Below are 25111 nucleotides of genomic sequence, written 5' to 3'. Positions count from 1 at the left end.
ACCAAGTCAATCGCTAAATATGCAAAATATCGTACTGACGGAAAAAATACAGGAACTTTTTCATATACTACAGGAATGGTATTGGTTACCCGCAATGTTGTTATATATTGGTGTAATTAGTACACTCTTAATTGAAAATAGAAACCCGAGCAAGACAATGGCTTGGGTTCTCGTAATTGTATTTTTACCTGTTATAGGCCTCTTACTGTATTATTTTTTTGGACAAAAATTCTCCAAAGTAAAAAAGATGCAACGGGTTAATCAGCGACAAGCAGTACGGTTAAAGAAGGAATGGGAGCGTTTGGACCCAATAATGGAAGAACTTATCCATGATATTCGTGGCGACATAGGTGATCTTTCTCGGGTTTTTACTTTTCTAAAGAATGAAAGACTGTCGTCGCCCACAATGAATAATGATGTGAAATTGTTAGTAAATGGGGAGGAAAAATTTAAATATCTTATCGAAGCGCTTACTGCGGCGAAACATTCCATTCATTTGGAATATTATATCTTCGAAACAGATAATATAGGACTTCAGATTTTAAATATTTTAGAGAGTAAGGCAAATGAGGGTATTGCTGTTAGACTTATTGTAGACAGTTTTGGCTCCCCTGCTTTGGTTCGATACATGGAACGTGTCAAATCGAATATCCAATTTAAAGATTTTTTGCCGGTTACCTTCTCTTCTTTAGCAAACAGTAATTATCGAAACCATAGAAAGATAGCGGTAATAGATGGTGAGGTTGGATTTATTGGTGGGATTAATATTTCGGATAGATATATCAATGATCCAAAAAAAAACAATGCTGTATATTGGCGAGATACTTCGATACGTATTGAGGGGGCGGCAATCAACATGTTACAAGTCGGCTTTTGGCATTCGTGGAATCAGGCGGATGGTGAACCATTTATGCTGGAAAAAGGTTATCTAAAAGAACTCAGACAATCTAGAGATACCAAAGCTAATGCAGCTGTCGCATTTGTGTCGAGTGATCCTGCTTCTAAAGGACCGTTCAATATGGAGGCAATCCTTATTGCCTTGGGCGAGGCGAATACAAAAATACAACTGTGCACCCCTTATTATATACCGAGTGATGAGTTGGCTTCTGTATTAATGATCGCAGCTTCGTCTGGAGTTAAGGTTGAATTAATGATCCCCGCGAAATCGGACTCCTATCTGGTTCATCACGCTTCGTTTTCTTTTTTGAAACCGTTGTTGGAACGTGGCGTAAAAGTTTATCTGTATAACAAAGGGTTTTTGCACGCGAAAACAATTACTGTTGACGGAAAGTTGGCTTTTGTCGGGACGGTAAATCTAGATATACGCAGTTTTTATATTAATTACGAGGTCGCAGCGGCAGTGTCGGATCAAAATTTATGTTCCGAAATGGAGCGACAATTTGAAATCGACAAACTGGAGTGCGATTTATTGACTTTAGAGGTGTGGCAATCGCGACTTAAATGGAAACGAGGAATAGACTCTATCTGTAGACTTCTCGCACCCGTCTTGTAGACTGTTGGAAAATCTTAACTTCTTTTAAAGATTTGGAAAAATAAAATTCTTTATCTTTAGCTAAATTTAATGTTTGGTCAAGGCAGGAGTATGACCGTTGCGTTCTTGATGAATCATTTTATTTCTGTTAATTTAGTCTTATGAACAAAATCAAAAGTTTATTATTCCTTTTATTATTTGTGCTGATCATTTTACCTTCTAAGGGCCAGGAATTACCCAAAATTCCAATTAATACAGTTGTAGAGCGTGTACAGAAGTATTTTGGTGTTTATCCAGTAGAGAAAGTGCATCTTCATTTTGACAAACCTTATTACGCAGTAGGTGATACCTTGTGGTTTAAAATGTATCTACACCGCAATTTAGTGGAATACGAACCCAGTAAAGTAGGTTATGTAGAAATCATTAATGGAAGAGATTCCCTCGTACAAACACTACGGATTCCGTTAGATAAAGGTACTGGAAATGGATATTTAGTGCTTGATCCGCAATATGTAAAGCAAGACAATTATCGATTTAGAGCATATACAAAATGGATGATGAATTTTGATGGTTCATTTTTCTTTAATAAAATCGTTCCTGTAGGTGATGCGATCAATAAAAAATTAGGAACGACGATTACTTATATATCGGAGGGTAATAAAACTAAAGCACAGATTCAGTTCAAAGATGGCAGAGGCGACTTATTAGGCAAACGAAAAATCACTTGGGAGGCGATCGATGGGTGGGATCCATTTGACAAAGGCAAATCTGAAACTGATGATATGGGAAGAGCGACTATCACCTTCTCTTCGAAAGATAAAGAAATACTGAAAAATGGACGTTTGATCGTAAAAGTCGAAGGAGAAAGTGCTAATGCTTTGGTAGGAGACTTTCCACTTAAAAATGCATTAACGGATACGGATATTCAATTTTTTCCGGAAGGAGGGGACTTAATTGCTGGTATTGCAAAAAATGTTGCCTTCAAGGCTATTGGGCCCAATGGAAAGGGTTTAGCTGTAAAAGGGAAGATAATCGATGGTAAAAAAAACACAGTAGCGGAATTTTCAGATTTAGGTTTGGGGATGGGGTATTTCTCATTGCTACCCCAGACTGGTGAATCTTATAAAGCGGTGATAACTATTCAAGACGAACCAGAACGTACATTTGATTTGCCTGCCGTTAAAGAAGAGGCCGTAAATTTAGTCTATCATAAATCGGATGATAACGCTATTCAAATAGGTCTTGTTACCAGTGAAAATTACTTTTCAAAGATTCAAAATTCCTCTTTTTATATTTTAGCGCAGCTAAATGGACACTTGGTTTATGCAGCTCAGGCTACGCTAAAAAATTCATCCTTATTGATTTCTGTACCCAAAGATGAATTGCCAAGTGGTATTGTACAATTCACCGTTTTGACTCCGCAAGGCAAACCCATTAGTGAACGCCTGGTATTTAATAATGGGAATTCTGATTTGAATATTCAGGTCAAATCAAATAAGCAAGATTATAACAAAAAGGAAGCCGTTAAATTAGATATTACGAATATTTCGACGGAAAAATTACCCAGTCATCTTTCGGTGTCTGTCATAGATGAAGCGAAAGTTCCGTATGATGACCATCAGGAAAATACAATTGTAAGTAGTTTGTTGTTGACCTCAGATTTGAAGGGATATGTTGAAAAGCCTAGCTTTTATTTTGACGAAAAAGTAGAAAATCGTGCCGAAGCATTGGATGCGTTAATGATGACACAAGGATTCCGGAGATTTGACTATGATGAATTGATTGCCGAAAAATTTCCGCAAGTAAATTTTTTACCAGAGCAAGGCATCTCTTTATCTGGTACATTACGTTTGAATACAGGTAGACCTTATCCAAATGGAGGGCTGTTATTATCGGTGCCTGCACGTGCGTTACGTAAGGATACCTATACAGACCAGAGTGGACGATTTTCGTTTGAAAATTTAGTATTTCCTGATTCAGTCAAAGTAACGATAAATGCAAGAAGTAATGATAATTACCGTAATTTGGTCATTAATATGGATCAATCTTTTTACCCGGCTATAGATCTCAGAAATCCGTATACGAGCAACGAAGTTCTAAATATAGATCAACAACTTACAGCCTATCTTATGAATAGCAGGAACGAATATAGAACGTCTATTCTCATCGACGAGGTAACGGTTACCGGAGTCGTTAGAACCCAGCGTACGAGTAAAGAGTTTTCGGCTTTATCAGGGCTTTCGATGGCCGATCATCGCATAGAAGGAGAGCGCCTGAGTGGATGTAATGTGTTAACCATGTGTTTGAACACCATGCTTACGGGTGTCACTTACGATTCGCAGACTTTAAGATATTATATTACCCGAAATTATAACCAAGGTAGTCGTACTCCTGTACAGTTTTTCTTAAATGGGATGCCAATTGATGAACCCTCACTTAATTCCATACAGACCGCTGAGGTAGAAGCTATAGAGATCTTTCTACGTGATGACCTGGGTACGGTGAGCCGTATGTATCAAAATGATGGTGTTGTGTCTATCATTACAAAAAAAGAAAAACCAAAAGGACCACGTATGTCACTTGCGGAAATAGAAGCCTTGTTGCCTAAATCTAATGTTATTGATATGTATCCGTTAGGATATATTAAAGAACGCGTATTTTATTCTCCCAAATACGATACCGATCAAAGTAGAAATACGAATGATTATCGTAGTACAGTATATTGGAACCCTTCTGTAGTGATTGATGAGAATGGGCAGATTAGTCTGGATTATTATAATGCGGATGGGAATGGTAAATATAAAGTAGTTGTAGAAGGAATAGACGATGCGGGAAAAATAGGACGGTCAGTTTACTATTATAATGTGAAATAGACAACTTGCAAGTAGGTAATTAATAATGCATAATAGCCCGGAATTTGTCGGGCTATTATCATTTCACAGGTTCATTATGTTTCTTGACTATTTCTCGCTTGCCTGTTTCTGGATCAATTTCTAGCTCCGTTTGCTTTACGAGCACGGCGAAGGAAGCGGGTTGTATTCCTCTTCCATATTTTATGGCATATTCTTTCGTGAATTCCGCTCCGAAGTATAATATGGCTGCAGAATAGTAAACCCAGGCTAAAAGAATAATAATTGAACCGGCAGCGCCGTAGGCCGTTGCTGTTGCATTATTTGACAGATAGAATGATATGCCATATTTGCCGACCATGAAAAGGAAAGCTGTAAACAATGACCCTCCTAAAATATCTTTAAACCGGACTCTTGCATCAGGTAAAACAGCGAAAATAAAACCAAATAGCACAGCGATGACTAGAAAAGTGATTCCTGTATTCAGAGAATCCCACAACTGAATATTCCAATTATCCAACAGCTTCTCCAGATGTGAGGTGAAAACGCCAATAATACTACTAATTAGGAGGGACGCCATTAACAGAAAACTTAAACCCAATATCATTGAGAAGGAAATGAGCCTATTGATGATTAATTTTAACCACCCTTTTTTTGGTTTTGGTTTTACTCTCCAGATTTCGTTGATAGACACCTGAATATCTAAAAATATAGTTGTTGAAGTGATGACTAAGGTAGATATACCGATGATCAGACCGATATTAGATTGATTTTCAAATGATATTTTCTGAATAGCTCCTTCTAGCAATATTGCAATATCCCGGCCAAAAAGACTATTCAGTTCATCCATTACTTCTTCGCGGGCACCACCTGATGCATCCAAGTGATTACCGTAGAAAAATCCGAGTGCCCAAATCAAGATTATAATTAGCGGTCCGATGGAAAAAACAGTATAGTACGCTAAGGATGCACTGAGTTTCATGCATTTATCTTCTAGAAATCCATTTCCTGCATCTATTAGTAATCGACCAAACCCTTTTGCTTTTACTAAAAAAGATTCTTTCTCTGTTGTTGTATTCGTATTATTGGTGCTCTGCATATATTTCTTTTATTTGGCTCTCATATTTTTGTAATATAACCTTTCTCTTCAAAGATAATTTCGGAGTCAGTTCGCCGTTGTCGATGGTCCATTCCGTAGTTAAAAGTATAAATTTTTTGATTTTTTCCCACTGACCAAAATTAGCATTTGCTTTTTCTATTTCTTGTTGATATTTGGAAAGAACCTGATCATCTTTTATAAGATCTTCCCGCGAACTGCTGGATATTCCTTTGTACTTACTCCATTTTTCCAACTCCTCATAAGCTGGTACAATTAAAACAGAAGGAAAACGTTGATTCTCACCGACTACCATCACTTGACCTATTAACGTAGATTCCATCAATTTGTTTTCCAGTACCTGTGGTGCTACATATTTACCTCCAGCGGTTTTAAAGATTTCTTTTTTACGATCTGTAATCCGTAAAAAGCCATCTTTTGTCAATTCACCAATATCTCCGGTATGGAAATAGCCGTCTTCATCGATCGTTTCTTTGGTTGCTTCCTCGTTTTTATAATAGCCAGGTGTAATGGAAGGTCCTTTTACTAAAATTTCGCCATCCGACGCGATTTTTACACTCAGATTCTCAAGAACACGGCCTACTGTTCCGAATTTAACGTCAGTTTCGACCCAGGAGTTTACTGCGATTACCGGCGATGTTTCGGTTAGTCCATAACCTTCCAAGATTTTGATATCTGCAGCCCAGAATACCCGAGCAAGGCGCTCTTGTAGTGCCGCCCCTCCAGAAATAATTAATTTGATATTTCCGCCTAATGCTTCTTTCCATTTGGAAAAAATTAATTTACGTGCAACACCCAATTTAAAGTTGTACCACCAGCTATTTAAAGGTGGTTCTTGATATTTGTGCCCTAAATCCAGTGCCCAGAAAAACAAGGATTTTTTGATACCGGTCAATGCCTTTCCTTTTTCGACCACCTTATCGTACACTTTTTCTAAAACGCGTGGTACAGTGGTAAATAGATCGGGTTTCACATCATTGATGTCTAAGACAATGTTATCCAGATTTTCTGCATAATAGATATGGAGACCTTTCGAAATATAGAGATATACGACCATACGTTCAAAAATGTGGCACAGTGGTAAAAAGCTAAGCGCTTTTCTATAATCATCTGTCAATAGATGCGCCGAAGCATTCACATTGCTTAGTATGTTTTTGTGCGTTAAATATACACCTTTAGGTTTTCCGGTGGTACCTGAAGTGTAAATCAACGTCAGCAAATCTTGTTCATCCACGGCATCATTATAAGGTATAAGGTCTATCTCCTGTTTTTTTCCCAGTTCGATAAGCTCTTTATAATTTGATTTGTCAGCAACATCTTCAAAGGTGTAGATGCCAAGGCTAAGTTGACTTTCGATAATTGCAGCATCGACTCTTGATGCTAGATCTTTATTGCTGACAAATACATATTTTACATCTGCGTCTTTTACAATATACGATAAATCTTGGCTGGATAAGGTAGGATAAAGGGGAACTAATGCGATCCCTAGTTGATTACAAGCGAAATCTATGAAATTCCATTCGGGTCTATTTCCCGACATAAGCGCTATGCGGTCACCTTTTTTTAAGCCTTTAGCTAACAGTCCTTTACTTAGATCGTCTACAATTTGTAATATTTCTTTTATTTCGTATTCACGCCATCCATTTTCATGGCGCTTTGCGACAAGAAGTTGTTTAGACGAAGTGTGAATACTGTCTTTTAATAAGTCGAATAATCTAGTTGCAGTGCCCATATACGTAGAATTTAATATGTGTTTATAATTTGTTTCTGATCAACTGTTCTAAATATAAGAAAATAACTCTTCTTTGCGAACATTAATTGTCATTAAATATATACCTATTTTTAATTTTATACGTTTAAAAATAGTATTACTTTTGACAGTTGAATATTTTAAAGTTTATATATGAAGAACACGCTACGCAGTATTTTTTTATTAGGTACAGTTTTATTTTTTGGTAAAGATGCATTCGCTCAGCTTCCTAGTCAGCATGCGATAGGAGCAAGATTCGGTAGTGCGACCGGTATTACTTATCGGTATACGTTGGCTGAAGATCGCGCAATTGAAGGTATCCTGAGTGTACAAAGTAATTCAAGATCAAGTCGTTTTAGAATGGTCGGTTTATACGAATGGCATAAACCCCTTACTGGAGATTTTTCATGGTTTTACGGTGTAGGTGGAAGTGTAGGAAGTTACAAATACAAAGCGTACAGAAATGTGGCCGGAGAACAGATAAACTCTTCTTCGGAATTAGCCCTTAGTGTGGACGGTATTATTGGTGTGGAGTATAATATACCTACAACTCCTTTAGCCGTATCGTTAGATGTAAAACCTTATTTTGATTTTATACAAGAGAGTTCAATCCGATTGATTGATCCTTTTGGTCTCTCTATACGTTACAAGTTTTAAAATAAAGGGTGATAAAAATCACCCTTTATTTTTGATCTAAAGCAATCCATATATTCCCCAATCTTCTCTCTTCGGCAGTGGCGTTTTCCTTACGCTGAACGATCAAAGATTTTTTATTGGAATACTGGAGTTGTATATTCAGATTTTTGATTAACCCGTCCCGTGCGACGATCAGACTTACGCGATCACCCTCTTTGGAGTTCGTTAAAATGTAATCGATTGTGCGACCAGTAGGATCCACGCGGTAACCATTAGCGGCAATAATTTCATCATCTACATTAATTCCCCCTTTCCAAGCACCTGAATCGCGATCTACATTTTTAACGATGATTCGTGTATCATTGTTTATAGTTTTTATACCCATTGAAAGAGGTTGTAAGCCTGTATTAAGATCGACAATTTCGTAGCCCACCTTATTGAAATATAAATTGTACTCCAGTTCCTCTAGGCTGTGTGCAGCCTGGAATATTTCGGACACATCCACATTGGTAGTCTGATGTATGAGTTCCATCAGTTCATGTTCTTCAAACCCTCGGTTTTCTATTAGATAAAATTTCTGATAAGCCCTTTTAAGTACATCGTCTAGACGTTGTTGACCACCAGTTTCAGCAAGTATTTTTAAATCTAATGCCGCGGCAAGCATCGCTCCTTTATTGTAATAGGAAATACTGGTATTGTGTGAATTTTCATCTGGCCGATATTGTTTTATCCAGGTGTCATGACTTGCTAATGCCGCACTTTGTATTTCATATCCTGGTCTATTATATACGGTGTTGAAATCTACCGCAAGCATCTGAAGATATTCTTTTTCGTCATAAAAGGAACATCTCCTAATGATCAGATTGTCATAATATGATGTAAACCCTTCCATGATCCAAAGCCCAGTTGTATAGTTTTCGGCTTCATAATCAAAAGGACCTAATGCTTTAGGTCTTAGTCTTTTTACATTCCAGAGGTGAAAATATTCATGCGCGATTAAGCTTAGATAGCTTTTGTAAGTTGTCTCTTGAGTATAACTGAATCTTGAAGTGGCGAGTACGGTCGAATTGAGATGTTCTAGTCCGCCACTACTATTTTGATAATTGTGGGTAATAAAGAGATAGTATGCATTGGGATTGGAACCCCAGATTCGATTTTCTTCCGCTACAATGGTTCTGATATCTTGAGTAAGTCTATGTTTGTCGTAAGTTCCTCCACCTACCATGGCACATTCATGCAATGTTCCTTCGATATCAAATGACCAGGTATCTTGGTTGCCAATTTCAATAGGAGAGTCGAATAAAATGTCAAAATTCGGCGCTTTATAAGTGTTCACTAAACCGATAGATTTTTCCAATCCAGTAGATATTTTCGACCAAAAATCAGGCATTTCAATCTGAACCTGCACGGGATAGTCTAGGCAATCGTCTACGTACATAAAAGTTCCCACTGGGCTTAGAAATGCATGGGAATCATCTATGAAATTTGTACGTACCGAATTTTCAAAACCATATACGCTATAACGAATTCGGATGTCACTATTGTCGGAATATATACGCCACGTATTTTTAGAGATCTTTTCATGTGGAATCAATTCTTCGGAAGAAGTATATACTTGGAACCGTTCTATATTTTTGGCATATTCACGTATTAGATAAGAGCCCGGTGCCCATACAGGCATTTTTACATCTATAAAAGGTTTCTGTAGTCCCTTAATTCGCATGGTTATTTCTGCATAATGAGCTTGAGGTTCAATAAAAGATACATGGAAAAATATGGATGGTAAAGACATAATAAGAAAAAGCTATTGCGTGAATGACGTTAATGGACAAAATTACCTTTAATGTAGCCTACTTCAAAATAAATATTTGTCGGATTCAAGGGAGAGGTTGTTGCATATAAAAGTAAATTTATCTAAGTTTGAGGTGCGAGTAGATACCTAAAAAATAGTATAACTATGATATTAGTGGCTGATAGTGGTTCGTCAAGCTCAGATTGGATGTTGAATGTTCCAGATAGCAAACCTTTGCAGTTTAGAACTAAAGGCTTGAACCCATTCTTTATGAGTGAAAAGGATATTGAAAAAGTGATGAAAGAAGTCCCTGAAATTATCCCGTATATCGATGAGATAAGAGAGGTGTATTTTTTTGGTGCAGGTTGTGTTACACCTGATCGACGGGAGATTGTCTCCAACGCCCTTACAAATTTATTTCCACATGCTTTTATATCGGTAGAGAGTGATTTATTGGGGTCTGCTTATGCCACCTGTGGACATAAGAAAGGCTACGTCTCTACGATAGGTACTGGGTCAGATATTAGTTTTTTTGACGGTGAAAATCTATCACCAAGTCACAATGGTAATGGATATGTGCTCGGAGACGAAGGATCAGGATCTTGGTTTGGCAAACAGTTAATAACAAGTTACCTATATGAAAAAATGCCTCGAGATCTAGCAAAGACATTTGGTGAAAAATACAGATTGACAAAAGATATCGTTATTAAAAACGTATACCAAAAGGAGCGGGCTAATTCATATTTGGCGTCATTTGCCGAGTTTATGAGTGAAAATAGGTTACATCCCTTTATCGATAACTTGCTGAGAAACGGATTTGATGAATACGCGCGGACAAATGTAATGAGCTATCCCAATTATTGGGAATACGAATGTAACTTTGTGGGTAGGATAGCTTATCATTTTGACATGCATCTTCGTGAAGTGTGCGAGCTGCATGGTGTACGGGTTGGTAAAATTTTGAAATCACCAATAGAAGAACTCTATGAATTTGTAATTCAGCGCGAGATGAATTACCAACAGATATAATATAAAAAGAAAAAATATGCTTATCATGTCTTTAATTATGATGTTGAATATGGTTATCCCACCAACATCTATCTACGATTTTTCTTTTACTTCCATGTATGGAGAAAAAGTAAGCCTGTCAGATTTCAAAGGAAAGAAAATTTTGATCGTGAACACAGCTTCTAACTGTGGTTTCACCAAACAATATAAAGAATTGCAGGAATTGCATACCCTTTACGGTGATAAGGTTGTCGTCATTGGTTTTCCGGCAAACAATTTTGGAAACCAAGAGGCGGGTACTAACGCTGAGATCCAATCGTTTTGCGAGAAGAACTTTGGTGTTACATTTCTTCTTTCTGAAAAAGTAGAGGTGAAAGGCGATGATATAAATCCTTTGTTCAAATATTTGAATGCGCAAGCTAATCCAGATTTTACCGGTAATATAAAATGGAACTTTGAAAAATATTTAATTGACGAAAAAGGGAAATTGTTACACCGATATCGTTCGGTGGTAACACCGCTTGACAAAAGCATTGTTAGTAAATTGTAAGAGCGCAAAAAAGGAGCTTTTCAATTATCAAAGCTCCTTTCTAACTAACCAACAATAAACCTAATTTTTATGAAGTACCTTACCCTAAGTACCTTACAAAGGTACGGGCTGTATTCGTTAAATTTTGTTATATAATATTAAATCTCTGTTAAATAGATTCAACTAATTTATAGTAGCAATATCTGCATCTCGGTTCATAGCTTTCTTTTTCGCCCAGTAAAACGATGTCTTTATTGTCGTTAAAACGATATGAATAGTTTGCAGGAGCTCCACATTGCATACATACTGCATGCACTTTAATAACGTGTTCGGCGATAGCGAGAAGATTCGGTATCGGTCCAAAGGGTCTTCCCTGATAATCCATATCCAATCCGGCAACGATGACACGAATGCCTTTATTTGCCAATTGGATACAAACATTTGGCAATTCGTCGTCGAAAAATTGAGCCTCGTCTATTCCAACTACTTTTGTATCGCTGCTGAGTAGTAGTATCGCAGAAGAGTGGTTGATAGGAGTGGAGTGAATGCTATTGCTATCATGCGATACAACTTCTTTATCTGCATAGCGGATATCCATGGATGGTTTGAAAATTTCTACCTTAAGTTTTGCAAATTGTGCTCTTCTCATCCGACGTATTAATTCTTCTGTTTTTCCCGAAAACATAGAGCCACAAATGACTTCAATACTCCCTACCTGTCTATTTCTATTGTTGAAATTGTGTTCCGAAAAAAGCATAATTTGAATGTAGAGCAGAAACTGTTAAGTTTCTATAAAACCTGTGATACTTCTGCACGAATATCGAAATTATATATTATTTTTGAGGTATGAGTGCGAGAGATATTTTTGAACTGCATCAGAATCAAGAGATTTTATTCATCATATTTCTTTATCAAATTTAATGATTACTATAAATTTTAATATATCTAATGGCAACGTCTAAATCACAATTGTTCACGAAAATCGATACTTTATTGGCAGAAATAAATTCGCAATATGCCGATATAAAAGCAGAAGAGAATATAGATCCGGTAGAATTGGTTTTGCTTGCTGGTAAAATCGATTATTTGTCTGTCCATATCGACGCTTTGAGAAATTTGACAACGGACTTTTCGGTAAAGAGTGAAAATAATACAGTAGATCAACAAAATGAGATTTCTAGTCCTATTTTTACACCGCCATCATTTGAATTGGAACACAAAGAATTAGATGCACAAAAAATAGAGGAAGAGATTGTAGAAAAAAATGTTACTAATGATGTATCGACACAAGACGAGACTGCTCAGGATGATGTTGTTGAAGAAGTAATAGAGGAAATCGTGGAAGTTCCGAAACAAGAGGTACCTATCATTCAAAAGCAAACTTTCGAGCAACCAGTATCTCGTGTACAAGCCGAAATTGTTAAAGAACCGGTAGTTGAAACTTCGGTTGTGAATGAAGTGGTAGTGGAGGAAAAGTCGGTAAGGTTTGAAGAACCTGTGAAACCCTCCCGTCCACTTACTCTAAATGAGATGATTCAACAACAAAAACAAACTGGAACAAATTTCACACAACAATTTCAGACTTCTACCTCAAGTGAACGCATCTTAGATTTGAAATCTGCTATCAGTTTAAATGATAAACTTTTGTTTATAAAAGACCTGTTCAATGGGTACAGTTTGGCTTATAGTGAAGCGGTAGAGCTGTTAAACCGTTTTGATAATTTTGCTGAGGCAGATGCATTTTTACAATCTAACTATGCATTGAAGAACGGCTGGTCAGAAAAGCCGCAGACTGTTGATAAATTATATATTATCCTTCGAAAGAAATTCTTAAACTAAAAAATAAGGGCCTGAAAATTTTCAGGCCCTTATTTTTTAGTTTATTTCAAATTTAACCCAGTCGATCCCATCTCTTCCGTAGAAGAAATATTTCGGCTGCAATATCTCGGCTAAAATTTCGGTATCGGAGAGGTAGTCTGTATCTTTTTTATCGAATTCGCTGCGATGGATGATATAAATTGCGTTATTTGCGAAAGCTTTCGAATGTATAATCACAGGTTGACTAAGGAGTAATGGGAGCGTACTGTAAAGCGATTCGTCTCGTTGTATTATAATAATTTTATCGGGATTTGAATCTAGACTTTCCATCAAGCTGCCGCCTGCTATTTTTACTTTTTCAGCTATGGCAGTAGAGGTATACGGTTCAAAATCTTCCTGTTGATTCAGTAAAATCACATTGGAAAAACTTTCTACCGGAAGGAATTTTAACTTATGTATAATAATATCAATTTCTTCTTCCAAACGCGCTGCTTCTTCCGGATTAATTGATTTTAATGCCTCAATTAGTTCTTCGTATTTTGCCATATTGCAAAGGTAACTAGCTCTTTTGTATTAACCTAATACAATGCTGAATTTTGAGCTACAATACTGATTTCGTAACTTGCCTTAAATATTAATACATAAAAACTATGTTCGATAAATTATTTCAAGCTCAACAAAAAGCAGAAGAAATCAAAGCTAGATTGACTAATATTTCTGTATCAGGCGAGGCAGAAGGAGGGAAGGTACGCGTCGTTGCTACCGCAAATAAGGAGATTAAAGAGATAATCATCAGTGACGAAATGTTTCAGGATGGAGATAAGGAACAAATTGAGGAATTGCTAATTGTCGCATTGAATAAAGCATTAGTGCAGGCGGAGAATGTCAGCCAAACCGAAATGCAAGCTGCTACACAGGATATGCTTGGTGGATTGGGCAATTTGTTTAACAAGGGCTAGTAGATTTTTTTGTACATACTAAATTTATAATGAGATGGCGGATCAGATTTCGGTAACATATTATGGACAATCTTGTGTCGAATTTACTTTTAACGGGACTAAAGTGCTTTTAGATCCATTTATTACCTATAACCCATTAGCAAAATATATTGATATCAGTTCTATAGAACCGGATTACATTTTTTTGTCGCACGGGCATCAAGATCATGTGGCGGACATGGAGCGGATTCAAAAGAAGAGCAATGCGACTGTTGTGGCTATTGTCGAAACCGCGGAATGGGTAAGAAAGCAAGGCGTAGAGTCGGAAAACGTCATTGAATTTAATTTCGGCGGGACATTAACCTTGCCGTTTGGTAAAGTGAAAATGGTGTATGCGCTCCATACCAATTCTACTCCAGACGGAAATTATGGCGGATTTCCTTGTGGCTATGTCTTCTTTATAGGAGATAGAAGAGTTTATTTTGCAGGAGATACCGGTTTGACATTGGAGATGAAATTATTGGATGATTTAGATTTAGATTGGGCTTTTCTACCAATCGGTGGGCATTATACAATGGATATGTTCGATGCGGTAAAAGCGGCCGGATTTATAAATTGTAAAAACATTGTTGGTATACATTACGACACTTTTCCTCCTATTGCTATAGACAAAAAGAAAGCTATAGCATTATTTCAGGAGTCCGAATTGCGATTAGAACTCCCTTCTATAGGAGAAACTATAATCTTATAAATTCTTTATAAAAACGAAAGCCACATTTTTAATGTGGCTTTCGTTTTTAGCTCTTCTCAACAGCTCTTTCGATGTGAAATTTAACTAAATCATCTATTGGAGAACGGATGATTTTTCCAACTTTCATTCCATATTGAGTCGCTTTATATTCAAGTACGTTTCGGAAATTGTAAGCAACAGATCCGATACAGTTGAATGTGTACTCTTGATAATTTGGATATTTACTTACCAAATTAGCGAAGAAAGCTTCGAATGCATCATCTACAATTTTACGTGTATATTCAATATTTACATTATTGTCGTATACAAATTTACTAAAACTTGCGCAGAAACGATTTGCTAATGGTTTTGTATATACATTATCAATAATTTCATCAGGTGTAAGTTGATAAGTCTCGAAGAAAACTTTCGAAACATCTGTTGGCATTAGACCACGAACAAAATCTGTTAATAACTTCTTTCCAATATAACATCCACTCCCTTCATCACCTAATATATAGGCTGCTGAATTGATATTGAAGGTGATTTCATTGCCATCATAAATGCACGTATTTGTGCCTGTACCCAAAATAGCCGCAAAACCCGCTTCATTACCTAGTAATGCGCGTGCAGCAGCAAGAAGGTCATGACCAATCTCAACTTTTGCATTGGGAAACAGCGCCTCAATCGCATCTGCTACAATTTTCGCTTTTTCTTCATTATGAACTCCTGCCCCGTAATAATTTACTTCTTTTACCTTGTCTAGAGGCAAATCATTCGGAAGACCTTTTTTCAAAGAGTTGAGAATGTATTCGCTATCTACAAAGTAAGGATTGTACCCTTCCGTGTTAAAATAAATCTTTTTTTGATTATCATCTAATAGGCACCAATTGGTCTTGGTGGATCCGCCATCTGCAATAATTATCATTGTTGTTTGTTTAAATTTTTTTCAGTATTCAATGTTTATATGCTTTCCGAAGATACATTTTTCTAAACAAAAAACAACACGCAACTTTAATTTAATTTTAACATGGAAATCGTTAATATTTAAAAATTGGCTTCTAAACATGTTTAGAAGCCAATTTTTAAATAAAATTTCTTAGTGTATTTTGTACAATTAGTAATTGATTAATGACTAGCTGAGGCCTGGATATTATCCGTATCTATATTTTGCTTCTTCAAAAAGTTTCTCGCTAAGAAAGCAAAAAGTATAATATAAACAAATCCCAACAATGGTAATATATAAGAATTATGGATGCCAATAATGTCAGCTAACTTTCCTTGTATAGGAGGGATGATACCACCACCTAAGATCATCATTACTAAAAATGCCGATCCCTGCTCCGTATATTTTCCGATCCCCAAAATGGAAAGACTAAATATAGATCCCCACATGATGGAGCAGGCTAAACCGCCTGTTAAGAATGCATATATCGCTGTGGTTCCAACCGAGAACAACCCGATCAACATGGATAACAGGCCTAATGTACCAAAAATAATTAAGGTACGAACCGGTTTTTCTTTACTTAGAAAAAATGCAATAATTTGAACAGCTACACAGGCAAGAAAGAAATAGAGGTGAGACATGTCAAACCCTGCGACGGTGTTAACACCAATGATTAATGCAAATGCAAGAAGGGGAACAATAACCAACAGTATCTGTTTGGTTGATCTAGAAAATTCAAACGCACTAATAGCACCTGCCCATCGACCGATCATCATACCTCCCCAATACATGGAAATATAGGGTGTTATTTCGGAAGACTGCAGATTCCCAAATTCTTCTAATTTTAAAAGTTCACCCAGGTTACTGCCAATAGCTACTTCCACGCCTACGTAAATAAATAGAGCCAGCATTCCTAGGACCAATTGCGGATATTTCATAGCGCCCCAGCCCTGCGGTTTTTTAGATGCTTTGTTATAGGCTAATATCAAACATCCTACTACTACGACTAAAGCGCCAAATAGCCAAGCCATGCGTTGGAGTTCGAGAGGGTGACTTAAATCCGTAATATGATTCTGTAGTTGCGCGATCGTATTTGCATCGGTCGTGCCTGCTAATTGTGCACTTAAAGCTTCAAGCTGTAAGGCTGTATCACTTTTGTAGCTTAAGAATACCGGAACAAACATTAGCAACAACAAGATGGTCATAATGATCAGCATGTTTTTCGCTTTATTGGCCGATTCCATTGGCTCGTTGTTAATTCCGGCAGGAACTTTTTTCGAAAAATGGAATAAAGCAGCAGCCAATATAAAGAGTAATCCAACTCCAATATAAAGGTATATTACTTTGTTAAGGGGTAAATTAGCAATTTCCGTGTCCGAAATAGTTTCGAATGTGCCAAATAAAGCAAAGCCAATAACAAGAGGGCCTATTGTCGTACCGAATGAATTAACGGCACCACCTAAGTTTACACGAGATGCACCTGTTCTCGGATCTCCTAATAACACGGCAAAAGGATTCGCCGCGGTCTGTTGTAAAGAAAAGCCCAGTGCGACTATAAATAGTCCTATGAGCATACCGATATACAAATTGACCTCTACCGCAATGATCATTGCGCCAGCACCCAATGCAGAAAAAAGGAGACCGTAAACAATACTTTTTTTATAGCCCCATTTGCCAACAATATCTTTTCCGGAGAAAGTACTGAAGATGAAAAGAAGTAATGCTCCTATATAGTAAGCTGTATAGAAAGCAAAGTCTATCAATTGCGATTGAAATTGATCTAAATGGAAGTAGTTTTTACAAAATGGGATGAATATACTATTGCCGGCGGCAATGAATCCCCAAAAAAAGAATACAACAATTAAGGTGTATAAGGCAGGATAATTGGTTTCTTTCAGTTTATCGTTCATATTTTGTGGTTTTATCGGGGATAAACTTACGAACTTAATTTTGAGAATTAAAATAGTTTTTCTTAATTTATTTTATTGCTAAATCAATTTATTTAAAAATAAACCGTTAATATCTCCTGTTTCGGAAAACTTTTTTTATTTTTTTTTTGTTTTTACAATAGTTATGTTTTTCTTTGTGCATTCTCAAATTTGTTCTGGTTCGGAAATAAGAAACTACTTGTTTTTTCGTTTTGAATAAAAAGCTTGGAAAAAAGATCTCTGAGTTTGCTTAGAATAAGTTTCAAACAATAAAATCCAAAAACTCATAAATATCATTAATGGATATCACCGAATTGAATTCTAAACTCGTGTCAGAATTACGCGAGATAGCTAAGGTCTTGGGAGTCGCAGATGCCGATAAGCTTCGTAAACAAGAACTTATCGACAAGATCTCAGATATAGCAAAACAACCTGTTGAGGAAAAAAATGCAACGGCTGAACCTGTTCTTGTGGAAGAAGAATCAGAAGATAGACCCAGACGCAGAACAAGAACGTTAAAAACGGAGCCCGTTCCAGTGACTAAGCGTATAAAAGCAGACACTGACAACGAGCCTACTTTATTCCCCACAGAGAATCCCAAATCTGAAGAACAATATACTCCGACATCATCAAATACAGTGGAAACAAAAAGAGCAGAGGTTTCTTCCGCTTCAAATACGGATTTTGACAACGTCATCGTTAATGAAGGTGTATTAGAAATTATGCCTGATGGCTATGGTTTTTTACGCTCGTCAGATTATAATTATTTGACTTCTCCAGATGATATTTATGTATCTCAATCACAGATTAAACTTTTTGGTTTAAAAACAGGTGATAACGTAAGAGGTAGTATCCGTCCTCCTAAAGAGGGGGAAAAATATTTTCCGTTGGTACGTATCGAATCCATTAACGGACAAAATCCTGCAGAGGTGAGAGATCGCGTTCCTTTCGACTTCTTGACACCATTATTTCCAGATGAAAAGTTGAATTTGGACCTAGGGTCAAACAATTACTCTACACGCATCATGGATTTGTTTACACCTATTGGTAAAGGTCAACGTGGATTAATCGTTGCACAGCCAAAAACGGGTAAAACTAATTTATTGAAAGAAGTAGCCAACGCAATTGCAAAGAATCATCCGGAAGTTTACTTGATTATTCTTTTAATTGATGAACGCCCAGAGGAGGTGACAGATATGGCACGTAATGTACGTGCTGAAGTAGTTTCTTCAACATTCGATGAACCGGCTGAACGACATGTTAAAATTGCAAATATCGTTTTAGAGAAAGCAAAACGCATGGTAGAATGTGGACATGATGTAGTTGTTTTATTGGATTCTATTACCCGCTTAGCTCGGGCCTACAATACAGTAGCTCCTGCATCAGGTAAGATTTTGTCTGGTGGTGTGGATGCAAACGCATTACATAAACCAAAACGTTTCTTCGGTGCGGCGCGTAATATCGAAAATGGTGGTTCGTTAACAATTTTGGCAACTGCATTGACGGAAACAGGGTCAAAAATGGATGATGTAATCTTTGAAGAATTCAAAGGTACCGGTAATATGGAATTGCAATTGGATCGTAAATTATCTAACAAGCGTATTTTCCCTGCTATTGACCTGACTGCTTCAAGCACGCGTCGTGATGACCTATTAATGGACAAAGACGCTTTACAAAGACTTTGGGTGCTTAGAAACCATTTGTCTGATATGAATCCTACAGAAGCAATGGAGTTTTTGTTACAGCAAATGCGTGGTACCAGATCCAATGACGAATTTTTAATAAGTATGAATCGATAATCCCACGAATTATTGATATTTTTAAGCCATCTAATTTTAGATGGCTTTTTTTATTTGCAGTTGATGAAGAAATATATACCGAATACCATTACATGCTTGAATCTATTTAGCGGATGTATCGGAATCCTGTTCGTTTTAAAAGGGGATTTCGTAGCGGCGTTTTATTGTGTGTTGGCTTCGGGTATTTTCGACTTTTTTGATGGTATGGCGGCTAGATTACTGCATGTGAAGTCGTTGATAGGTAAAGAGCTGGATTCGTTGGCTGATGTGATAAGTTTCGGATTTCTTCCCGGAGCTGTCATGTTTAAATTATTGGAAAATGTGACAACACATGAATATATTCCGCTCCTAGGTTTTGTTGTGACCATTTTTTCGGCGTTACGTCTAGCGAAATTTAATATAGACGCACGTCAGAGTTCCGATTTTATAGGTGTAAATACACCAATGAATACATTTCTCATCATTTCATTACCCTTTGTTGGCACACAATACCCGTCTATCCTACAAAATATATATGTGCTACTAGCCATCATATTGATATGTAGCTATTTGCTTGTTTGCGAATTGAGGTTGTTTTCGATGAAACTTTCTTCCCTCGGATGGAATGAGAATAAATTCAAATACATCTTCCTTTTAGTATCCCTTATATTGGTCTTAATCGTCAAAGTATTGGCGGTACCCATGATATTTGTTCTGTATATCATTTTCTCTATCCTGCATTTCCAAAAAAAATAAACGCATAGTAAATTGTAATATTCCGGATTTTTAGGTTTTAGTTTTATAATTGTTTTTTTGACATGTAAAATTAAAGTGTTATCTTAGGATTGAAATCAATCCAAAATAAACCATGGAAATTCATAGGAAATAATTATGAAAAACATTATTCTATTTTTAAGCATATTGATATCCCTCCGCTTTGCATATTCGAAACCCACTGCTGAACCGGATTCAGCGTTGCTGTTTGCGTATTCAACCACGAAAAACAACAATAAGAATGGGTTACATTACGCGTGGACTATCGACCAGAAGAAATGGCATCTTGTCGGGCCAGAACACAGTTTTGTGCGTTCGGATTATGGAACTTGGGGTGCCCAAAAGAGAATGATATCTCCTGTTCTTATCAAAGGTGTTGATAATAAATGGCATGCTATCTGGCAACTTAATGAACAGGATGGGGTTTTTGCACATGCATCTTCGGACGATTTGATTTTTTGGTACAGGCAATCCTATCCACAGGTATTAGTAGGCGACAATGTGTCGAAGCCTGAAATGAGCTGGGATAAAACGAATAATCAGTATAACATTTCTTGGTTTAGTCCTAAAAGTAACAAACATTTCCGTGCGATATCTAGAGATTTAAAAAATTATGAAGATGTGGGAGAGCTGGATGCTGACTCATATGGAAAGCAACGACTAAAGGTTAATTTAAGTGGAGTAGAGGAAGAGGGTACACTTCATAAAGTAGCTTGGGAAGTTATAGATAAGATAATTAATGCCCAAAAATTAGAAGTGTATAAATCGCAGCTGCATAACGAACGTACTGAAGATGATATCGTTCGATTTGCAGATTTAAAGTCCGTTAGCGTAGATTTTTCTGTCGACCTTAATAACCAAAAGAGAATAAGTGATTACCTGATGGGGATTTTTTTTGAAGACATCAATTATGCAGCAGACGGAGGTTTATATGCAGAGCTTATTCAAAATAGAGGATTTGAATACCATACTCATGATAAAAAAGGTTCAGATCCCAACTGGAATAGCTTTAAATCATGGAAATTAGAGGGGAAGGCGATTACACATAAAATAGATACAATAAATCCGATTCATATCAATAACAAAAATTACGTGACACTTTCCGTAACCGCAAATGGTGGTGCATTGCTGAATGAGGGTTTTGATGGTATAGTCTTTCGGAATGGGCAGAAATACGATTTTTCAATATTCGCTAAGAACATTAAAGGAGATATCAGTAGCCTTTTGGTGGAATTGCTCGATGAAGATGGTAAAGTAATTGCCCAACAGACGATAAAATCCATCGGTAAAAAATGGCAAAAAAAATCTTTGGTCTTGCAAGCAAGTGGAGCTGCTAGAAAAGGAATATTAAGAATTACACCCCAAGGTCGCGGCGAAATAGCACTGGATATGGTTTCGTTATTTCCTCAGGAAACTTTTAAAAATAGAAAAAATGGATTGCGAAAAGATTTAGCCGAAACTATTGCAGCTATACAACCTCGATTCGTTCGCTTTCCTGGAGGATGTGTTGCCCACGGGGATGGCATCCATAATATCTATAATTGGAAGAACACGATAGGTGCACTGGAAGAACGTAAGCCACAGCGCAATCTTTGGGGATATCATCAATCGGTAGGATTAGGTTATTATGAGTATTTCCAATTTTGTGAAGATCTGGGGGCAGAACCCTTACCGGTAATTGCTGCAGGTGTGCCTTGTCAAAATTCTTCTGATAGAGGCGCAGGCCAACAATGTGGTATTCCTTTGGATGAAATGGATGATTATATACAAGATATTTTAGATCTGATTGAATATGCCAATAGCGATAGAAATACATATTGGGGCAAAAAGAGAGCTGCCGCAGGTCACCCAGAACCTTTCAATTTGAAATATTTAGGTATTGGCAATGAAGATTTGATCACGGATATTTTCGAGGAACGTTTTACTTTGATTTTCAATGCCATCAAAGCAAAATATCCTGAAATAATTGTTATAGGTACTGCGGGGCCTTTCAATGAGGGGACAGATTATGTTGAAGGTTGGAATATTGCTGATAGACTGAATGTACCAATGATGGATGAACATTACTACCAAACACCGGGATGGTATATTTATAATCAGGATTTTTACGATCGATATGACAGAGATAAATCTAAAGTTTATCTTGGAGAATATGCTGCTCATTTGCCGGGAAGACCAAATAATTTAGAAACTGCCTTAGCAGAAGCTATTCATCTGACAAGCTTAGAACGAAACGGCGATATTGTAGAAATGACTTCGTATGCACCTTTATTAGCAAAAGAAGGATTTACACAATGGAATCCAGATCTGATTTATTTCAATAACGAGGAGGTAAAACCAACTGTGGGTTATGAAGTGCAAAAGTTGTTTGGTGAACATGTCGGCACGCATTATGTCAATAGTACAAACCGGATACATTCAACTGACTTCAAAGTTACGAATCGTATCGCAACCTCAGTGGTATGGAATGAAAACAATAGTGAACTAATTCTAAAGATGGTTAATATGTTACCTGTTACCGTAGACGTTGTAATTGATACGGCTCATTTAATATCGTTTGATGCTAACATAGAGAAAACTGAATTAAGTGACGTTCCAAGTTCGAAAATAGCTAAACCGTCTAAATCAGTCGTTGATTTGCAGCATTTAAACCAACTAAGGTTACAACCCTATTCCTTAACCGTATTTAAGTTAATAAAAAAATGAAATTAGTACAGATTATTTATACAGCTGCTACGTTTTTGACGCTGAATAGCGCTGGAGCACAAGTGCATTATTTTGATAACGCAGAAGTAAACTTGCTAGAGAGTCCGTTTTTGGTAGCTCAGAACTTAAACAAGAAATACATTCTTGACATGGATCCGGATCGCCTATTATCTCCATTTCTAAAAGAGGCTGGGTTGGAGACAAAAAAAGAGCAATATACAAATTGGGAAAATACCGGATTGGATGGGCATATCGGAGGGCACTATTTGTCCGCTTTAGCTTTATTATATGCTGCCGATAAAGATGAACTGGTTAAAAGACGTTTGGACTATATGCTTGATGTCTTGCATACTGCGCAAACGAAAAATGGTAATGGTTATATCGGTGGTGTACCACAAGGTATAAAAATGTGGGAGGAGATAAAAAGAGGGGAAATTAAAGCCGGAAATTTTGATTTAAATGGGAAATGGGTTCCTTTATATAATATCCACAAGACCTATGCGGGATTACGAGATGCTTATTTGTACACCGGATCCGATTTAGCAAAACAGATGTTGGTGGATTTGACGGATTGGATGATAGAAGAAGTTTCGGCACTTTCAGATCAGCAGATTCAAGATATATTGGTTAGTGAGCATGGAGGACTTAATGAAGTATTTGCGGATGTATATGACTTTACAAAGAATCCCAAATATTTGAAATTATCTAAGCAGTTTTCCCATCAATCTATTTTGAATCCCTTATTAGAAGGTGTAGACAAGTTGACTGGTTTACACGCGAATACGCAAATTCCAAAAGTTATAGGTTACAAGCGCATTGCTGATTTGGATCAAAATGACTCGTGGGATCGTGCTTCGGAATTTTTTTGGGATAAAGTTACGACAGAACGTAGTGTAGTAATAGGAGGGAATTCAGCCGGTGAGCATTTTCATCCAACTACGGATTTTTCTAAAATGATCGAGAGTATAGAGGGACCCGAAACTTGTAATACATACAATATGATGAGATTGAGCAAAATGCTCTTTCAGACTCATCCCCAATCTAAATACCTCGAATTTTATGAACGAGCGGTCTATAATCATATTCTTTCGACCCAAAATCCAAAAACAGGCGGATTGGTTTATTTTACGCAGATGAGACCGGGGCACTACCGTGTATATTCGCAACCGCATACAAGTATGTGGTGTTGTGTGGGATCAGGTATAGAAAATCATTCGAAATATGGAGAAATGATCTATGCGTATGATAAACACAGCTTCTATGTAAATCTGTTTATTCCTTCAAAGGTCAATTGGAAAGAAAAAGGTGTTATTATGACGCAAAGGAATAGCTTTCCTTCTCACAACTTTTCGGAGTTCACGCTTAATTTGGTTAAATCCCAACGATTTGCCTTCAAAGTACGTAAACCTGCTTGGTCCAATACGGTGAAATTCTACGTCAATGATAAACAAATCAATGGTGTCAAAATTGTAAATGGCTTTTATGATTTGAATAGAAAATGGAAAGATGGCGATAGGATCCGTGTCGCATTTGATATGAAAATCACTGTCGAACAACTACCGGATAAATCTGATTATTATGCATTTTTATATGGTCCGATCGTATTATCCGCTAAAATCGATGGACCTCCTCTCTCCGGATTATATGCGGATGATAGTCGAGGAGGGCATGTGGCTAAAGGCGAAAAGATGGATCTTTCCGAGATTCCTGTTTTATACGGCGGTCGTGCCAATATAATCGACTTGGTTAAAAAGAAAAGTGGAAATGATATAAGTTTTGAGTTAAATGTTAAAGATCATGGTGGACAAATAATAGCGTATACCTTGGAACCGTTTTATCAGCTACATAATAGTCGATATATTCTTTATTGGCCCTATGAAAATGCCAATGAACGATTTTCTCAAAATGAAGAGTTGGATGGCAGGAGCATAGATCGAATTATATGTGGGCAACAACAACCGGAATCCGATCATTTTATCAAAATGAACCAATCGACAGCAGGTTACGAGCATAATAGACATTGGAGAAATACAATAGATTTTTTTGAGTATACTTTTCCATTTGATGAAAATATGCGAATATTGCGAATTGAATTGGATAATTCAATTGTGGCGCAACAGGTAGAGATAAATATCGATGGCAAACCGATGAAGGTTTTTACATCGTCGGGGCAGACCGCTACTGAGATCATTGAAATATCATTATCTGATAACTTGAGCGATGGTAAGCCATTTACCGTTACCTTTAGAGCTCTTGACAACCAACCGACCGTAAAAATTTTTGAACTAAGACTATTAAAATAAGACGTTCCGGTTTGAAA

The 25111-nt window shown here is 36.9% G+C and carries 19 protein-coding genes; 12 read left to right on the top strand and 7 right to left on the bottom strand.

Going from position 1 to position 25111, the window contains the following annotated elements:
* Nucleotides 1–19: 19 nt before the first annotated feature.
* Nucleotides 20–1513, top strand: coding sequence for a cardiolipin synthase (cls, locus tag FAZ15_RS18935; protein WP_136902885.1), 1494 nt, complete (start codon nt 20–22; stop codon nt 1511–1513).
* Between the two features lie 140 nt (nt 1514–1653).
* Nucleotides 1654–4365 carry a carboxypeptidase-like regulatory domain-containing protein gene (locus FAZ15_RS18930; RefSeq protein WP_136902884.1) on the top strand — a complete coding sequence of 904 codons (2712 nt, stop codon included), beginning with the start codon at nt 1654–1656 and terminating at the stop codon, nt 4363–4365.
* A gap of 58 nt (nt 4366–4423) precedes the next feature.
* On the opposite strand, the gene FAZ15_RS18925 is transcribed toward FAZ15_RS18930, so the two are convergent.
* On the bottom strand, nt 4424–5440 hold the full coding sequence (locus FAZ15_RS18925) for a YihY/virulence factor BrkB family protein (protein WP_136902883.1): 1017 nt from the start codon (nt 5438–5440) through the stop codon (nt 4424–4426).
* Nucleotides 5424–7190, bottom strand: a complete 1767-nt coding sequence (locus FAZ15_RS18920) for an AMP-dependent synthetase/ligase (RefSeq protein WP_136902882.1) — start codon at nt 7188–7190, stop codon at nt 5424–5426. The genes FAZ15_RS18925 and FAZ15_RS18920 overlap by 17 nt, the downstream gene beginning before the upstream one ends.
* 171 nt (nt 7191–7361) lie before the next feature.
* Here FAZ15_RS18920 and FAZ15_RS18915 point away from each other — a divergent pair, with 171 nt between their 5' ends.
* Entirely contained in the window at nt 7362–7865 is a 504-nt protein-coding gene (locus tag FAZ15_RS18915; protein ID WP_136902881.1) for a hypothetical protein, read from the top strand.
* A gap of 25 nt (nt 7866–7890) precedes the next feature.
* On the opposite strand, the gene FAZ15_RS18910 is transcribed toward FAZ15_RS18915, so the two are convergent.
* Nucleotides 7891–9636 carry a M61 family metallopeptidase gene (locus tag FAZ15_RS18910; RefSeq protein ID WP_136902880.1) on the bottom strand — a complete coding sequence of 582 codons (1746 nt, stop codon included), beginning with the start codon at nt 9634–9636 and terminating at the stop codon, nt 7891–7893.
* A 165-nt stretch (nt 9637–9801) separates the two neighbouring features.
* Between FAZ15_RS18910 and FAZ15_RS18905 the strand changes: the two genes are divergently transcribed.
* Nucleotides 9802–10665, top strand: coding sequence for an N-acetylglucosamine kinase (locus FAZ15_RS18905; RefSeq protein WP_136902879.1), 864 nt, complete (start codon nt 9802–9804; stop codon nt 10663–10665).
* Between the two features lie 16 nt (nt 10666–10681).
* On the top strand, nt 10682–11194 hold the full coding sequence (locus FAZ15_RS18900; RefSeq protein WP_136902878.1) for a glutathione peroxidase: 513 nt from the start codon (nt 10682–10684) through the stop codon (nt 11192–11194).
* A 148-nt stretch (nt 11195–11342) separates the two neighbouring features.
* Here the strand turns inward: FAZ15_RS18900 and FAZ15_RS18895 are convergent, their stop codons facing one another.
* Nucleotides 11343–11930, bottom strand: coding sequence for a thymidine kinase (locus FAZ15_RS18895; RefSeq protein WP_136902877.1), 588 nt, complete (start codon nt 11928–11930; stop codon nt 11343–11345).
* Between the two features lie 191 nt (nt 11931–12121).
* On the opposite strand from FAZ15_RS18895, the gene FAZ15_RS18890 reads away from it, so the two are divergent.
* Complete coding sequence (locus tag FAZ15_RS18890) at nt 12122–13012, top strand: hypothetical protein (RefSeq protein ID WP_136902876.1); 891 nt, start codon at nt 12122–12124, stop codon at nt 13010–13012.
* A gap of 36 nt (nt 13013–13048) precedes the next feature.
* Here FAZ15_RS18890 and FAZ15_RS18885 read toward each other — a convergent pair whose 3' ends face one another.
* Nucleotides 13049–13537 (bottom strand): ABC transporter substrate-binding protein, encoded by a 489-nt coding sequence (locus FAZ15_RS18885; protein ID WP_136902875.1) that lies wholly within the window; start codon nt 13535–13537, stop codon nt 13049–13051.
* A gap of 104 nt (nt 13538–13641) precedes the next feature.
* On the opposite strand from FAZ15_RS18885, the gene FAZ15_RS18880 reads away from it, so the two are divergent.
* Both FAZ15_RS18880 and FAZ15_RS18875 read left to right on the top strand, forming a co-directional pair.
* The gene (locus tag FAZ15_RS18880) at nt 13642–13950 is read left to right on the top strand and encodes a YbaB/EbfC family nucleoid-associated protein (protein WP_136902874.1); all 309 of its coding nucleotides are present in this window, start codon (nt 13642–13644) and stop codon (nt 13948–13950) included.
* A gap of 34 nt (nt 13951–13984) precedes the next feature.
* Nucleotides 13985–14680 (top strand): metal-dependent hydrolase, encoded by a 696-nt coding sequence (locus FAZ15_RS18875; RefSeq protein ID WP_238387317.1) that lies wholly within the window; start codon nt 13985–13987, stop codon nt 14678–14680.
* A 46-nt stretch (nt 14681–14726) separates the two neighbouring features.
* On the opposite strand, the gene FAZ15_RS18870 is transcribed toward FAZ15_RS18875, so the two are convergent.
* Together FAZ15_RS18870 and FAZ15_RS18865 are read right to left on the bottom strand one after the other, a co-directional pair.
* Complete coding sequence (locus tag FAZ15_RS18870; RefSeq protein WP_136902873.1) at nt 14727–15587, bottom strand: N-acetylglucosamine kinase; 861 nt, start codon at nt 15585–15587, stop codon at nt 14727–14729.
* A gap of 200 nt (nt 15588–15787) precedes the next feature.
* Nucleotides 15788–17515 carry an MFS transporter gene (locus FAZ15_RS18865; protein ID WP_136902872.1) on the bottom strand — a complete coding sequence of 576 codons (1728 nt, stop codon included), beginning with the start codon at nt 17513–17515 and terminating at the stop codon, nt 15788–15790.
* A 317-nt stretch (nt 17516–17832) separates the two neighbouring features.
* Between FAZ15_RS18865 and rho the strand changes: the two genes are divergently transcribed.
* The 4 genes from rho (at nt 17833) to FAZ15_RS18845 (ending at nt 25094) form a co-directional block, all read left to right on the top strand.
* Nucleotides 17833–19332, top strand: a complete 1500-nt coding sequence (gene rho / locus FAZ15_RS18860) for a transcription termination factor Rho (RefSeq protein ID WP_136902871.1) — start codon at nt 17833–17835, stop codon at nt 19330–19332.
* A 63-nt stretch (nt 19333–19395) separates the two neighbouring features.
* The gene (gene pssA, locus FAZ15_RS18855; protein ID WP_136902870.1) at nt 19396–20067 is read left to right on the top strand and encodes a CDP-diacylglycerol--serine O-phosphatidyltransferase; all 672 of its coding nucleotides are present in this window, start codon (nt 19396–19398) and stop codon (nt 20065–20067) included.
* Between the two features lie 135 nt (nt 20068–20202).
* On the top strand, nt 20203–22791 hold the full coding sequence (locus FAZ15_RS18850) for an alpha-L-arabinofuranosidase C-terminal domain-containing protein (RefSeq protein ID WP_136902869.1): 2589 nt from the start codon (nt 20203–20205) through the stop codon (nt 22789–22791).
* The gene (locus tag FAZ15_RS18845) at nt 22788–25094 is read left to right on the top strand and encodes a beta-L-arabinofuranosidase domain-containing protein (protein WP_136902868.1); all 2307 of its coding nucleotides are present in this window, start codon (nt 22788–22790) and stop codon (nt 25092–25094) included. Before FAZ15_RS18850 ends, FAZ15_RS18845 begins: the two co-directional genes overlap by 4 nt.
* The last annotated feature ends 17 nt before the right edge of the window (nt 25095–25111 follow it).

Origin of the sequence: Sphingobacterium olei, assembly GCF_005048855.1 — a bacterium.
Taxonomy (GTDB): domain Bacteria; phylum Bacteroidota; class Bacteroidia; order Sphingobacteriales; family Sphingobacteriaceae; genus Sphingobacterium; species Sphingobacterium olei.
The sequence above is the reverse complement of the archived record's forward strand: the minus strand, read 5'-3'. Positions and strand labels throughout refer to the sequence as shown.